Origin of the sequence: Pseudomonas capeferrum (assembly GCF_013523055.1) — a bacterium.
Taxonomy (GTDB): Bacteria; Pseudomonadota; Gammaproteobacteria; order Pseudomonadales; family Pseudomonadaceae; genus Aquipseudomonas; species Aquipseudomonas capeferrum_A.
In genome coordinates this window covers 1-13,922 of record NZ_JAAMQM010000034.1, presented here as the reverse complement: position 1 = coordinate 13,922, position 13,922 = coordinate 1, and the positions used below count along the sequence as shown (strand labels likewise).

Annotated in this window: 10 protein-coding genes; 3 read left to right on the top strand and 7 right to left on the bottom strand. The window is 61.0% G+C overall.

Annotated features, from left to right (window positions below; genetic code table 11):
• Position 1: 1 nt before the first annotated feature.
• The 5 genes from nuoC to G7009_RS26150 form a co-directional block, all read right to left on the bottom strand.
• Positions 2 to 1,783, bottom strand: a complete 1,782-nt coding sequence (gene nuoC / locus G7009_RS26170; RefSeq protein WP_181133173.1) for an NADH-quinone oxidoreductase subunit C/D — start codon at positions 1,781 to 1,783, stop codon at positions 2 to 4.
• A 77-nt stretch (positions 1,784 to 1,860) separates the two neighbouring features.
• The gene (locus G7009_RS26165) at positions 1,861 to 2,538 is read right to left on the bottom strand and encodes a NuoB/complex I 20 kDa subunit family protein (RefSeq protein ID WP_181133172.1); all 678 of its coding nucleotides are present in this window, start codon (positions 2,536 to 2,538) and stop codon (positions 1,861 to 1,863) included.
• 9 nt (positions 2,539 to 2,547) lie between these two features.
• The gene (locus G7009_RS26160) at positions 2,548 to 2,961 is read right to left on the bottom strand and encodes an NADH-quinone oxidoreductase subunit A (RefSeq protein WP_181133171.1); all 414 of its coding nucleotides are present in this window, start codon (positions 2,959 to 2,961) and stop codon (positions 2,548 to 2,550) included.
• A 685-nt stretch (positions 2,962 to 3,646) separates the two neighbouring features.
• The gene (gene aceA / locus G7009_RS26155) at positions 3,647 to 4,972 is read right to left on the bottom strand and encodes an isocitrate lyase (protein ID WP_181133170.1); all 1,326 of its coding nucleotides are present in this window, start codon (positions 4,970 to 4,972) and stop codon (positions 3,647 to 3,649) included.
• 482 nt (positions 4,973 to 5,454) lie between these two features.
• A complete protein-coding gene (locus G7009_RS26150) occupies positions 5,455 to 6,189 on the bottom strand; it encodes a secretin N-terminal domain-containing protein (protein ID WP_181133169.1) in 735 nt (244 codons plus the stop codon).
• Between the two features lie 176 nt (positions 6,190 to 6,365).
• Here G7009_RS26150 and G7009_RS26145 point away from each other — a divergent pair, with 176 nt between their 5' ends.
• Together G7009_RS26145 and G7009_RS26140 are read left to right on the top strand one after the other, a co-directional pair.
• Positions 6,366 to 8,087, top strand: a complete 1,722-nt coding sequence (locus tag G7009_RS26145; protein WP_181133168.1) for a S8/S53 family peptidase — start codon at positions 6,366 to 6,368, stop codon at positions 8,085 to 8,087.
• A 91-nt stretch (positions 8,088 to 8,178) separates the two neighbouring features.
• Entirely contained in the window at positions 8,179 to 9,621 is a 1,443-nt protein-coding gene (locus tag G7009_RS26140; protein WP_181133167.1) for a SulP family inorganic anion transporter, read from the top strand.
• 166 nt (positions 9,622 to 9,787) lie between these two features.
• Here G7009_RS26140 and fusA read toward each other — a convergent pair whose 3' ends face one another.
• Positions 9,788 to 11,890 (bottom strand): elongation factor G, encoded by a 2,103-nt coding sequence (fusA, locus tag G7009_RS26135; RefSeq protein ID WP_181133166.1) that lies wholly within the window; start codon positions 11,888 to 11,890, stop codon positions 9,788 to 9,790.
• A gap of 86 nt (positions 11,891 to 11,976) precedes the next feature.
• The gene (locus tag G7009_RS26130) at positions 11,977 to 12,405 is read right to left on the bottom strand and encodes a hypothetical protein (protein ID WP_181133165.1); all 429 of its coding nucleotides are present in this window, start codon (positions 12,403 to 12,405) and stop codon (positions 11,977 to 11,979) included.
• A gap of 223 nt (positions 12,406 to 12,628) precedes the next feature.
• On the opposite strand from G7009_RS26130, the gene G7009_RS26125 reads away from it, so the two are divergent.
• Complete coding sequence (locus G7009_RS26125; protein ID WP_181133164.1) at positions 12,629 to 13,054, top strand: DUF1810 domain-containing protein; 426 nt, start codon at positions 12,629 to 12,631, stop codon at positions 13,052 to 13,054.
• Positions 13,055 to 13,922 lie beyond the last annotated feature (868 nt).

Below are 13,922 nucleotides of genomic sequence, written 5' to 3'. Positions count from 1 at the left end.
CTTAGCGGTCCACGTCAGCCATAACGAAGTCGATACTGCCCAGGTACGCGATGAGGTCGGCGACCATGCTGCCCTTGATCACCGAAGGGATCTGCTGCAGGTGCGGATAGCTCGGCGTGCGGATCCGGGTGCGGTAGCTCATGGTGCCGCCATCGCTCGTCAGGTAGTAACTGTTGATGCCCTTGGTCGCCTCGATCATCTGGAAGGATTCGTTGGCCGGCATGACCGGGCCCCACGAGACTTGCAGGAAGTGAGTGATCAGGGTCTCGATGTGCTGCAGGGTGCGCTCTTTCGGCGGCGGCGTGGTCAGCGGGTGATCCGCCTTGTACGGGCCTTCGGGCATGTTGCGCATGCACTGCTCGATGATTCGCAGGCTCTGGCGCATTTCTTCCACGCGTACCAGGCAGCGGTCATAGGCGTCGCCGCTGTGGGCGAGCGGCACTTCGAACTCGAAGTTTTCATAGCCCGAGTACGGACGTGCCTTGCGCAGGTCGAAGTCCAGGCCGGTTGCCCGCAGGCTCGGGCCGGTCACGCCCCAGTCGAGTGCCTCCTGGGTGTTGTAGGCGGCCACGCCGACGGTACGCCCCTTGAGGATGCTGTTCTTCAACGCGGCCTTGGTGTACTCGTCCAGACGCTTGGGCATCCACTCGATGAAATCCTTGACCAGCTTTTCCCAGCCACGCGGCAGATCGTGGGCAACGCCACCGATGCGGTACCAGGCCGGATGCAGGCGGAAGCCGGTGATGGCTTCGATCACGGTGTAGGCGCGCTGACGGTCGGTGAAGGTGAAGAACACCGGGGTCATGGCGCCGACGTCCTGGATGTAGGTACCCAGGAACAGCAGGTGGCTGGTGATGCGGAAGAACTCGGCCATCATGATGCGGATCACGTCGACCTTCTGCGGCACCACGATACCGGCCAGCTTCTCTACCGCCAGGACATAGGGCAGGTTGTTCATCACCCCGCCCAGGTAGTCGATGCGGTCGGTATAGGGGATGAAGCTGTGCCAGGACTGGCGCTCTGCCATCTTCTCGGCGCCACGGTGGTGGTAGCCGATGTCGGGCACGCAATCGACGATCTCTTCGCCATCGAGCTGCAGGACGATACGGAATGCGCCGTGGGCGGAAGGGTGGTTGGGGCCCAGGTTGAGGAACATGTAGTCTTCGTTGGCGCCCTGACGCTTCATGCCCCAGGCTTCGGGGTTGAACCGCGCGGATTCTTCCTCGAGTTGCTGCTTGGCCAGGGTCAGGCTGAACGGATCGAATTCGGTAGCGCGGGCTGGGTAGTCCTTGCGCAGTGGATGCCCTTCCCAGGTCGGCGGCATCATGATGCGGGTCAGGTGCGGGTGGCCGGCGAAGTCGATGCCGTACATGTCCCAGACTTCACGCTCGTACCAGTTGGCGTTGGGCCAGATGCGGGTGATGGTCGGCAGATTCAGGTCGCCTTCGCTCAAGGCTACCTTGATCATCACGTCGCTGTTCCGCTCCACCGAAAGAAGGTGGTAGAACACGGTGAAGTCCGAGCCCGGCAGGCCACGGCGATGCGTGCGCAGGCGCTCGTCGACGCCATGCAGGTCGTACAGCATGCTGTACGGCTTGGCCACGTTGCGCAGGAAGGTCAGGACCTCGATCAACTTGGCGCGGGTCACCCACAGCACCGGCATGCCGGTACGGGTTTCCTGGGCGACGAACGCCTCCGGGCCGAATTTGTGGTTCAGTTCGACGACCACATCTTGGTCGTCAGCCTTGTAAGGCGGAATATAAATAGCGGTGTCCGCTGTCATGGTCTCGGTCGCTTTGGGTCAACGTAGAGAATGAAGCCAGGCCGCCGGTTCCGGGGAACGGGCGGCAGGTCGCTGGATCAGACTTCGTCGGGGCTGCGCAGGTTGGTGACCTGGATACGCTGTTCACGGCGTTGCTCTTTCTGTGACGGCATCTCGGCACGGTAGATGCCCTGGTCGCCGACGACCCACGAAAGAGGACGACGCTCCTGGCCGATCGATTCCTGCAGCAGCATCAGGCCTTGCAGGAATGCTTCAGGGCGAGGCGGGCAGCCCGGCACGTACACGTCCACGGGGAGGAACTTGTCGACCCCCTGAACGACCGAGTAGATGTCGTACATGCCACCGGAATTCGCGCATGCGCCCATGGAGATCACCCACTTCGGTTCGAGCATCTGCTCGTACAGGCGCTGGATGATCGGAGCCATCTTGATGAAGGGCGTGCCGGCGATGACCATGAAATCGGCCTGACGCGGCGAAGCCCGGATGACCTCGGCGCCGAAGCGGGCGATGTCATGGGGTGCCGTGAAGGCCGTGGTCATTTCCACGTAGCAGCAGGACAGGCCGAAGTTGTAGGGCCACAGGGAATTCTTGCGACCCCAGTTGACCGCGCCACTGAGCACATCCTCGAGCTTGCCCATGAAGATGTTCTTGTGGACCTGATCCTCGAGCATCTGGTCGGTGACGGTAGCGCGGTCACCTACGGGATATTGCTCGTTCGGCGCATCCGGATCGATTCTGGTTAGATTGTATTGCATGCCAAAGCCTCATTGTTTCAGCTTCGCTTGCCGCTTGCGACGACCCACGGGAGCCCAATCGAGCGCCCCGACCCGCCAAAGGTAGACAAGACCTGCCAACAGAATTGCTATGAAAACGAGTGCTTCGACGAATCCGGTCCAGCCGCTTTCGCGGACGGACACAGACCATGCAAAGAGAAAAAGGGCTTCGATATCGAAGATCACGAAGAGCATCGCGACCAGATAGAATTTGGCGGACAGGCGCAGACGGGCGCTGCCGGTCGGCAGCATGCCGGATTCGAATGGCTCGTTCTTGCTGCGACCCCAGGCCTTGCTGCCGAGCAGGCTGGACAGGCCGAGCATGAAGGCGCAAAGGCCGACGACGCCAAGAAGGAAGATAGCGAAGGCCCAGTTGTGGGCGATCAGTCCTGCCGAATCGGACATGCTGAAAATCCTTATACAGAGACCAAGCTCTGCAGTCTGAAATAAGTAGAGCAGTGACGAAATGTCGCAGCGCAATCGATCGCGCTGATTTTATGGGTAAACCCTGTGCAAGTAAAACTTCTCTCACACTTTATTCGTAAGATTAAGAACAAAAATCTTTTGCAAAACCCTGTAGCCCTTGAAATCCGGGCATTGCCCCTCCCTTCGTTAATTATCTTTCTTCTCCAATGCAACGAAATCGTAGTTTCGTAATGATAATTGATATCATTTAAAGGGCGGTTACTAGGCTAGCCGTTTCGAGCCTGCGCGAAGTTCATCGTTCAATCTCGCTACTTGCAAAATGCATTGGCGCACGTTCTATCAGATTTCGTATGTCTGCATACCGCTCTGGATCAACACCCTGATGCTCGATCCGCGGCTCCTTGGCGGTAAAAGACCGCCACAACCGGGAGTGACGCAGACAGGCGATCTCGATCACCGCGCCACCGGGTGCCCAGGCGCCGAAATTACCGACAGCTCGGCGCGGGGCATGCTGCGGTCCTTGCCGTTTTCATGCCCGAAGCATAGACGGTGACAGGCGACCCTGCTCTCGCGAAGGCGGCTTCCTGGCTGTTCACTGACCTTATAAGCGACGAAGGCCCGGTCATCCTTGCGGATGCCGGGCCTTGGCGAGGCGTCTTGAATATCAGTGGAACTGCTCTTCCTCGGTCGAGCCGGTCAGCGCGGTCACCGACGAAGCGCCACCCTGGATCACGGTGGTCATGTCGTCGAAGTAGCCGGTGCCCACTTCCTGCTGGTGGGCAACGAAGGTGTAGCCCTTGCTGGCATCGGCGAATTCCTGCTCCTGCAGCTTGACGTAGGCGGTCATGTCGTTGCGGGCGTAGTCATGCGCCAGGTTGAACATGCCGTGCCACATGTTGTGGATGCCGGCCAGGGTGATGAACTGGTGCTTGTAGCCCATGGCCGACAGTTCGCGCTGGAACTTGGCGATGGTCGCGTCGTCCAGGTTCTTCTTCCAGTTGAAGGACGGCGAGCAGTTGTAGGACAGCAGTTGGTCCGGGTATTCCTTCTTGATCGCCTCGGCGAAACGACGCGCTTCGTCCAGATCGGGCTTGGCGGTTTCGCACCAGATCAGGTCGGCATAGGGCGCGTAGGCCAGGCCGCGAGCGATGGCCTGGTCCAGGCCGGCGCGCACCTTGTAGAAGCCTTCGCGGGTACGCTCGCCCAGGACGAATGGCTGGTCATAGGGATCGCAGTCGCTGGTCAGCAGGTCCGCGGCATTGGCGTCGGTACGCGCAAGGATGATGGTCGGCACGCCCGAAACGTCGGCGGCCAGGCGGGCGGCAACCAGCTTCTGCACGGCTTCCTGGGTGGGTACCAGAACCTTGCCCCCCATATGGCCGCATTTCTTCACCGATGCCAGCTGATCCTCGAAGTGCACGCCGGCGGCACCCGCCTCGATCATGTTCTTCATCAGTTCATAGGCATTGAGCACGCCGCCGAACCCGGCTTCGGCGTCGGCCACGATCGGCGCGAAGTAGTCGATATAGCCATCGTCGCCTGGGTTCTTGCCCGCTTTCCACTGGATCTGGTCAGCGCGACGGAATGAATTGTTGATGCGCTTGACCACGGTCGGAACCGAATCGACCGGGTACAGCGACTGGTCCGGGTACATGGACTCGGCCGAGTTGTTGTCGGCGGCCACCTGCCAGCCGGACAGGTAGATGGCCTGGATGCCGGCCTTGACCTGCTGCACGGCCTGGCCCCCGGTCAGGGCGCCCATGCAGTTGACGAAGTCTTTGTCGGGACGGAAGGAAGGGTGGGCACCTTCGGTGACCAGTTTCCACAGTTTCTCTGCACCCAGGCGGGCCAGGGTATGTTCCGGTTGCACGGAGCCACGCAGGCGAACGACATCGGCGGCGCTATAGGTACGGGTCACGCCTTTCCAGCGCGGGTTCTCGGCCCAGTCTTTCTCGAGGGCTGCAATTTGCTGTTCGCGTGTCAGTGCCATGGAAATAACCTCGTCGCATCAGTCTTGGAGTGAGTACACAGGGCTACACGCAGATCGGAGGCCTGGCGGCTGTCCTGTCTGGCGAAACGGTGACGTACGAGAAGGCTCGAAGGGGAAGGGGCAGGTCGGCGGCGATCTCGCCCCGGCTTGGCTCGTGGATGCCTTGCTGGGGTTCGACACGGTTTGCCGATAACTGCGGCGATGCGCTTCCGTCCCTCGGGACAACTTCTTCGTTGCAGTCACAATCTCGTCAAACCGCCTTGTGGGCCGTATAGACACGAAGCGCCTCCAGGGGTAGAGGGAGCGCGCCTCGAAGGCCCTTGCCAGGGCCCCTGATTAGCGGGAGCGGGGCCATCATGCCCTTGCGAAAAAGACTCTGTCAAATGTTTTGTAGTGCTTTTTTTGTTCCACTACATATTTGGTCTAATGCGACTCATCAGTCAGGTCAAAGGCTTTTGGTCGAGGCCCCGAATTGCCTGGGATCAGTCCAGAACATCGACTTTTACCCGCACTGTCATGTTTTCACCGCGCTCGGTGCTGTAGTGGAGGCTTGTCGGCTGACGGTCGGCCTGACTTTGCTGGTTGGCACCGGCCAGTACCATCCACTCGCCGAGCTTGCCGGTAAGGGTGGTGTCGGTGCTTTGCACGTTCACTACATCGTCGCGTTCCTGGCTCATCCGGTCATTATTGGTGCTGATTTCCAGGCGGACCGAATCGCCGTTCAGGCTCGGGGTGACGTAGAAGCCCTGGGTCACGTTGCGGTACTCGACTTCGGCTATCACGCCACCGTAGCCGTCGCTGCTCGTCGTGTTGAACGGCACGCTACGGCCTACCTGGATCAGTGCAGGCTTGCCCTCGCTGGCCTGTATCTGCTGCAGGCCGCCCGAGCGATTGCTCGTACCCTGACGGATGATTCGCGCGCCGCCGCGCGTATCCTGAAAGTTGCGGTCGTCGCTGTCGACGCTGATCAACAATCGCCTTGGCGCTGTGTCCAGTTGTTGCAGCAAACCGCGCAGTTCGGCGATACGCGCCTGGCTGGCGTTGACGATCAGCTTGTTTTCAAAGGTACTGACGGTGCCGTCCCTGCCCAGGAAGGACTGGACAGTAGGAAGCAGTTCGGCGCCAGTTCGGTGTTCCAGTTGCAGCACTTCGGTGGCTGCCTGAACAGCGAGGCTGACCGTCAGCAGCAGGCAGGCAAGCAATGGGCGTAGCGGCATGGGCTTGATCTCCACGATTGAGCGCTCAGCTTCAAGCTTCGCGCAGGTGACCGCAAGCTGCAAAACGCCTGCTCGAAACCTGCAAGCCTGGACCATACACAGCGAGCAGTGCCCTGAACCTTTGTTTTTGCCGAGCAGTCGGAATGGCATCGATTACCTTGGAGTGCCGGATCGGGATGAAACGCTATCTGGGCTTGCTCGCCTGCCTGCTGTTGGATACGTCGCTGGCAGCCGACGACAACCTGCGCATCAAGCAATTGCAACGGTGTGACAACTTGCTTGGCGAGGGCGCGCAACGCTGGTGTCTGCGCGCCGCGGGCCTGGGAGAGGAACCTGTGACCGTATGGCTGGGCGATCGCGCCCTGACCGCCGATGCGGTAAAGCGCCACGACGATTCGCTGGAGCTGCGACTGGATCAGGGGGCTCGCCCCAGCGCGGCGCTCTGGCTCGAGTCCGGCGGTCAGCGCAGCAACCCGGTCTGGCTGACTCAGCGGCGTAGCCAAGTCGTGGCGGCGGGCCCCGGGGAAGTGGCCAAGAACATGGATGGTTTGACCACCTATGTGGACCTGGTAAGCCTGCTTATCGAAGAGAAGTATGACGGGCTGAAGGAAGCCCGGCGCATCGCGGACACGTTCGGCGCCAAGGTCGTGGGTGCCATCGCGCCGCTGAACGTCTATCAGTTGCGCTTGCCTGTCCGGGATCTGGACCACCGCGATGCCATGATCCTGCGCATGAGCAGTGAGATCAGCGTGGACGCGGTGATCACCGAGGAATCGGCGCCGGAGAAGGGCGAGGAGGGTGGCGCTCCGCCCGAGCAAGCCATCAGCCAGGCGGATGAGTGGGCCGCCAACCGATTCCTGGACGCCCTGTATTACTTTCAGCGACGCATTCCAGCCTCGTCCATTCCTCTCGTGCCGGTGCGTATCGGCGTCATTGAGCGCGAAGTGGACTTCGATGCCCCGGCATTCGCGGCCTACCGAGGACCTTGCGGACCTGGGCAGACCTGCCTGTATGCACGTGACGGCGACCGCGCGCAAAGTCACGGCAGCCATGTAGCGGGTATCTTCGCGGCCAAGGGAGAGGGGGTAAAAAGTGGCTTTCTCAGCGGGCTGGGCTCGTCGAGCCCCGGTTTCGACGTGATCGTCGAACGCAACAGCGACGCCGGCATCACGGCCAACATCGCTGCCTCCGTCAATCTGGTGGAAGACGGCGCAAGGGTGCTGAACTGGAGCTGGGGCATCCACCGAGTGGGGGCTCGCGATATCCAGGGCGAGGAGGTCGACTCGCTGGTGCGTTCGGGGTTGGCCATGAGTGGTTACGAAGAGCTGCTCGAAGAGTTCTTCCTCTGGCTGCGCAAGGAGCACCCGGATGTCATCGTGGTCAATTCGGCGGGCAACGGCGCCTCCTGGTCCGGGACTGATGAGTATCGCCTGCCATCATCCTTCATTACCGAGCAACTGCTGGTGGTCGGTGGGCATCAGCGCAGCGAACCCTCCGTGCCGGTCGAAGACCCGGCCCATGTGATCAAGCGCGAAAGTTCGAACATCGACATGCGTGTCGACATCAGCGCGGCCGCGTGCATCCAGGCGGCCAGCGACACGAAGCCGCACTGCGGCACTTCCTACGCGACGCCATTGGTGGCGGCCACAGTGGCAACGATGCTGGCGATCAACCCCGCCCTGACCCCCGAGCAAGTACGCATGTTGCTGCGGCGCAGTGCCATGACGCTGGGGGCGGAGCAGGACTTCGAGGCCATGGACGCCGAAGATCTTACCGCGCCGATCCTCCCGTCCGAGCGCAAGGGCCGGTTGCACCATCCTGATCTTGGACGCTCGGCGCGTCTGGACATGCAGCGTGCGCTCGATCTGGCGGTGCAGAGCCGCGAACGCGTGCGTTGAGCAGGCTGGTCGCTCCCAGACAAATTCCGTAACATCCCCGCTCTTTTGTCTACCCCGGCCTCTTGAGTACCGGAATGCCTACAGGATTCGCATGAAACCAGCCCGCCTCCGTGCCGACATGCTCGCCGGCCTCACCACCTCCTTCGCCTTGGTGCCGGAGTGCATCGCCTTCGCCCTGGTCGCACACTTGAATCCGTTGATGGGCCTGTACGGTGCCTTCATCATCTGTACCCTGACCGCGCTGTTCGGCGGGCGTCCTGGAATGATCTCCGGTGCCGCGGGCTCCATGGCGGTGGTGATCATCGCCTTGGTCGTGCAGCACGGCGCTCAGTACCTGCTCGCAACCGTGCTGCTGGGCGGCCTGGTGATGATCCTGTTCGGCGTCCTGCGTCTGGGCAAGCTGGTGCGGCTGGTGCCTTATTCGGTCATGCTCGGCTTCGTCAACGGTCTGGCCATCGTCATCGCGCTGGCCCAGCTCGAGCACTTGCGCGAAGGCGAGGCCTGGCTCGAGGGTTCGGCCTTGTACCTGATGATCGGCCTGGTGGCGCTTACCATGCTGGTGGTCTACGTTCTGCCTCGCTTGACCCGGGCCATTCCTCCGGCATTGATCGCCATCCTCGGCGTCGGCCTGCTGGTCTACCTGCTGGACCTGCCGACACGCACGCTGGGCGACATGGCCCACATCGCCGGTGGCCTTCCGCAATTGGCCTGGCCGGATGTTCCGTGGAACCTGGAAACCCTGCGCATCGTCGCGCCCTACGCGTTCCTGATGGCCATGGTGGGTCTGCTGGAAACCCTGCTGACCCTCAATCTCACCGATGAGATCACCGAGAGCCGTGGCTATCCGGACCGCGAATGCGTGGCCCTTGGCGCGGCCAACATGGTGTCGGGCCTGTGCGGCGGCATGGGAGGGTGCGCGATGATCGGGCAGACCGTGATCAACCTGAGCTCCGGTGGGCGCGGCCGGCTCTCCGGTGTCGTCGCCGGTGTGATGATCCTGTTGTTCGTGCTGTTCCTCTCACCGTTGATCGAGCAGATCCCGCTGGCAGCGCTCGTGGGCGTGATGTTCGTGGTGGCGCAGCAGACCTTCGCCTGGGCTTCGCTGCGGGTGCTGCACAAGGTCCCAGCCAGCGACATGCTGGCGATCGTTGCGGTGACCGTAGTCACGGTCTTCACCGACCTTGCGACGGCGGTAATGTTCGGCATTGTCATCGCCGCGATCAACTTCGCTTGGCAGCATGCTCGCGAGCTGTATGCCGACAGTCATGCGGAGAATGACGGCAGCAAGGTCTACCAGGTGCATGGGACCTTGTTCTTCGCCTCGACGGCGCCGTTTCTGAACCAATTCGACCCGGCCAATGATCCGGTGAAGGTAACCCTCGATTGCCGGCACCTGAGCTTCGTCGATTATTCCGCCATCGCGGCGCTGAAGACCCTGCGCGAGCGCTATGCCAAGGCGGGCAAGCATCTGCGCGTGGTACACCTGTCCGAGCGCTGCAAGAAACTGCTCAAGCGGGCGGGGGAGCATGGCTAAGTTTCTTGCCGGAAAAGGTTCAGTGCCTGTGGAGGCCTCATCGCGGGACAAGCCCGCTCGCCACTAGTTCTGCGGCCCGCTCCCCCGGTGGCGAGCGGGCTTGTCCCGTGACGAGGCCATAGGCTTCAAGGAAATCCTGAGGGAGTTGCAAAGGGGCTTTCCGCCTTCAGGCCTTCTTCACGATCGTCTGCACGATGTTCGCCGGTGCCTCCGCGTAATGGACGAATTCCATCGAATAGCTGGCGCGTCCCTGGGTCATTGAACGCATGTCGGTGGAATAGCCGAACATTTCGCCCAAGGGCACTTCGGCACGAATGACCTTGCCCGCCACTGTGTCCTCCGAGCCCTGGATCATTCCGCGGCGTCGGCTCAGGTCGCCCATGATGTCACCCAGGTATTCCTCGGGCGTCACGACCTCGACTTTCATCATCGGCTCGAGCAGCACCGCGCCACCTTTTTGCGCCAATTGCTTGGTAGCCATGGACGCGGCGACCTTGAAAGCCATCTCGTTGGAGTCGACATCGTGATAGGAGCCATCGAACACCGTGGCCTTGAGGCCGATCAACGGATAGCCGGCGAGCACCCCGCTGCGCATCTGCTCCTCGATACCTTTCTGGATGGCGGGGATGTACTCGCGCGGTACCACGCCGCCCACCACCTCGTTGACGAACTCCAGCCCCTCCTTTTCCCCTTCGCCCGGAGCGAAGCGGATCCAGCAGTGGCCATACTGGCCACGGCCGCCTGATTGGCGAACGAACTTGCCCTCGATCTCGCAGGTGTTGCGGATCTTCTCGCGATAGGCCACCTGGGGCTTGCCGATATTGGCATCGACGCCGAATTCGCGGCGCATGCGATCGACGATGATGTCCAGGTGCAGTTCGCCCATGCCGGAGATGATGGTCTGCGCCGTTTCCTCGTCTGTCCGGACCCGGAAGGAGGGGTCTTCCTGCGCCAGTTTGCCTAGCGCAATACCCATTTTCTCCTGGTCGACCTTGGTCTTGGGTTCCACCGCTACCGAGATCACCGGATCGGGAAAATCCATGCGCTCGAGGATGATGGGTCTGTTCAGGTCGCACAGGGTATCGCCTGTCGTCACATCCTTCATACCGATCAATGCGGCAATGTCACCGGCGCAGACGCTCTTGATCTCGGCGCGCTGGTTGGCGTGCATCTGCACCATTCGTCCGACGCGTTCCTTCTTGCCTTTGACCGAATTGAGCACGGCATCGCCGGAGCTGAGGATGCCGGAATACACCCTGGCAAAGGTCAAGGTGCCGACGAAGGGGTCGGTGGCGATCTTGAACGCCAGTGCGGAGAAAGGTTCGCTGTCGTCGGCGTGGCGCTCCAGGTGCTTTTCGTCGTCATCGGGATCGGTGCCGTTGATGGCCGCGACCTCGGACGGTGCCGGCAGGTAATCGATCACGGCGTCGAGCATCAAGGGCACGCCTTTGTTCTTGAAGGACGAACCGAGAATCGTCGGGACGATCCGGTTGGCCAGTGTAAGCTGGCGCAACCCCGCCTTGATCTGCTCCAGGCTCAGCTCCTGACCGTCCAGATAGAGCTCCGTCAGTTCATCGTTGGCGTCCGCTGCTGCCTCGACCATGTACGCCCGCCATTCCTCGGCCAGTGCCCGCAGCTCCGCTGGAATGGGTTCTTCCCGATAGCTGGTGCCTTGGTCGGCATCGTTCCAGTAGATGGCCTTCATCTTCACCAGATCGATCTGCCCGATAAAGTCCTCTTCGGCGCCGATGGCCAGTTGAATGGGCACGGGGTGGTGGCCCAGGCGCTGGTCGATCTGTTTGACCACGCGCAGAAAGTCGGCGCCCTGGCGGTCCATCTTGTTGATGTAGGCGAGCCGCGGGACCTTGTATTTGTTGGCCTGGCGCCACACCGTCTCGGACTGTGGCTCGACCCCGTCGGCGCCGCTGAACACCACGACGGCGCCATCGAGCACACGCAGGGAGCGTTCCACTTCGATGGTGAAGTCGACGTGACCAGGCGTGTCGATGATATTGAAACGGTATTTGTCGGGGAACTGCTTGGCCGAGCCCTGCCAGAACGCCGTGGTCGCCGCCGAGGTGATGGTGATGCCACGTTCCTGTTCCTGGGCCATCCAGTCCATGGTCGCGGCGCCGTCATGCACTTCACCCATCTTGTGGTTGACGCCGGTGTAGAACAGGATGCGTTCGGTGGTGGTGGTCTTGCCTGCATCGACATGGGCGACGATGCCGATGTTGCGGTACAGCTCGATAGGGGTCGTGCGGGCCATGATCAGTCACCTGCGGGTGAGCGGTCTCCCCAAGTTAGCAGACCGCCAGGATCCTGCACTGTCCCCATGCTGCCTGCGATGCAGGCTCAGTCGACCGGCATCTGCAGCTGCCAGGCACCTTCGACCTCGCGGACCAGGCCGCTGGCCGGTAGCAGAGCGAGCAGGCGTGGATGCACGGCCATATCGGTGAAGCTTTTGAGCAGGGTCATGTCCAGATTGCCGACCAGTGGCAAATCGGTCTTGGTGTAGGACAACCAGGCTTTTTTCAACGCCAGCAGCACATCGCTGCCAGCGGTGCCGGCGAAGCGGCGATTGAACGGCTTCCCCTCGAGCATGAAGGTGTGGCGATGACTGTAGGTGCTCTCGTCACCGCCGCCCTCGAGGCAGCGGATGCACCGGCAGGGACCGTCACCGAAGGCGCTGCGCAGGTAGTTGTTGAAATCCACGACTGGCTTGAGTGTCAGGCGTTTGTCGACCTCGAACAGGTCGGCGATCAGGGGTTCTTCGGCGCTCACTCGGTGTCCTCGTCTGTGTCGCGTTCATCGGCGGGCACCCTAACAGATCGGCGTAGGGGAGGCCATGCGTGGCCTCTACAGATGCTTGGACCTTGCGCCTCACGTAGCGGTGCGGCGATGGTCTCCAGGCGAGCACGACGGTGATCGGCAATCGGCACGAGTTTGGCTATCCTGAGCAGCATGCAGCGCATTATCGGAAACGAGCACACCACCGGAGCAGTCGATGTCCTCCAGCCATGATCTTTCCCGCTTTCTGGATGCCCAGCAGGCGATCTACCCCCAGGTGATGGAAGAGCTCCTCGCGGGGCGCAAGACGCGTCACTGGATGTGGTTCATCTTTCCGCAACTGCGCGGCCTCGGTCATAGCGAAATGGCCGAGCGCTACGGGCTGTCGGGATTGGATGAAGCGCGTGCCTACCTTGAGCACGAGGTGCTCGGGCCGCGCTTGGCTGCATGTGTCAATGCACTGGTCCAGCATGCGGACAAGAGCGCTCTGCAGATCCTGGGGCACCCGGACGATCTGAAGCTGCGCTCTTGCTTGACACTCTTTGCGGCGGTGGACGAGTCTGCCCCCCTGTTCCAGTTTGCACTGGTGCGGTTTTTCGGTGGTGAGCCAGACGCCAGGACCCTCCTTTTATTAGGAAGGTAGGGGTTTGTTGCTAATGTCAGTCAGTTAAGCCCCATAATCTGCAATTGGGGCTGTTTCGCACCTCTTCGCGGGCAAGCCTGCTCCCACAAGAAGTGTGCAGTTCCTGAATCAGCGCTCAACTTGTGTTATTAGGAAGGTAGGGGGCTGTTGTTAATGCCAGACAGTTAAGCCCCGCAGTCTGCAATTGGGGCTGCTTTGCACCCCTTCGCGGGCAAGCCCGCTCCCACAAGAAGTGTGCAGTTCCTGAATCAGCGCTCAACTTGTGTTATTAGGAAGGTAGGGGTCTGTTGCTAGTGTCAGTCAGTTAAGCCCCGCAATCTGCAATTGGGGCTGCTTTGCACCCCTTCGCGGGCAAGCCCACTCCCACAAGAAGTGTGCAGTTCCTGAATTCAGTGCTCAACTTGAGTTATTAGGAAGGTAGGGGTTTGTTGCGAGTGTCAGTCATTTAAGCCCCGCAATCTGCAATTGGGGCTGCTTTGCACCCCTTCGCGGGCAAGCCCGCTCCCACAAGAAGTGCGCAGTTCCTGAACTCAGCGCTCAACTTGTGTTATTAGGAAGGTAGGGGGCTGTTGCTAGTGTCAGTCAGTTAAGCCCCGCAATCTGCAATTGGGGGCTGCTTTGCACTCCTTCGCGGGCAAGCCCGCTCCCACAAGAAGTGTGCAGTTCCTGAATTCAGTGCTCAACTTGAGTTATTAGGAAGGTAGGGGTTTGTTGCTAGTGTCAGTCAGTTAAGCCCCGCAATCTGCAATTGGGGCTGCTTTGCACCCCTTCGCGGGCAAGCCCGCTCCCACAAGAAGTGTGCAGTTCCTGAATCAGCGCTCAACTTGTGTTATTAGGAAGGTAGGGGTCTGTTGCTAGTGTCAGTCAG

Bases quoted from the DNA above. Each gene is read 5' to 3' on its own strand.
- nuoC (WP_181133173.1), bottom strand. From the start codon at position 1,783: ATGACAGCGGACACCGCTATTTATATTCCGCCTTACAAGGCTGACGAC.
- G7009_RS26165 (WP_181133172.1), bottom strand. From the start codon at position 2,538: ATGCAATACAATCTAACCAGAATCGATCCGGATGCGCCGAACGAGCAA.
- G7009_RS26160 (WP_181133171.1), bottom strand. From the start codon at position 2,961: ATGTCCGATTCGGCAGGACTGATCGCCCACAACTGGGCCTTCGCTATC.
- aceA (WP_181133170.1), bottom strand. From the start codon at position 4,972: ATGGCACTGACACGCGAACAGCAAATTGCAGCCCTCGAGAAAGACTGG.
- G7009_RS26150 (WP_181133169.1), bottom strand. From the start codon at position 6,189: ATGCCGCTACGCCCATTGCTTGCCTGCCTGCTGCTGACGGTCAGCCTC.
- G7009_RS26145 (WP_181133168.1), top strand. From the start codon at position 6,366: ATGAAACGCTATCTGGGCTTGCTCGCCTGCCTGCTGTTGGATACGTCG.
- G7009_RS26140 (WP_181133167.1), top strand. From the start codon at position 8,179: ATGAAACCAGCCCGCCTCCGTGCCGACATGCTCGCCGGCCTCACCACC.
- fusA (WP_181133166.1), bottom strand. From the start codon at position 11,890: ATGGCCCGCACGACCCCTATCGAGCTGTACCGCAACATCGGCATCGTC.
- G7009_RS26125 (WP_181133164.1), top strand. From the start codon at position 12,629: ATGTCCTCCAGCCATGATCTTTCCCGCTTTCTGGATGCCCAGCAGGCG.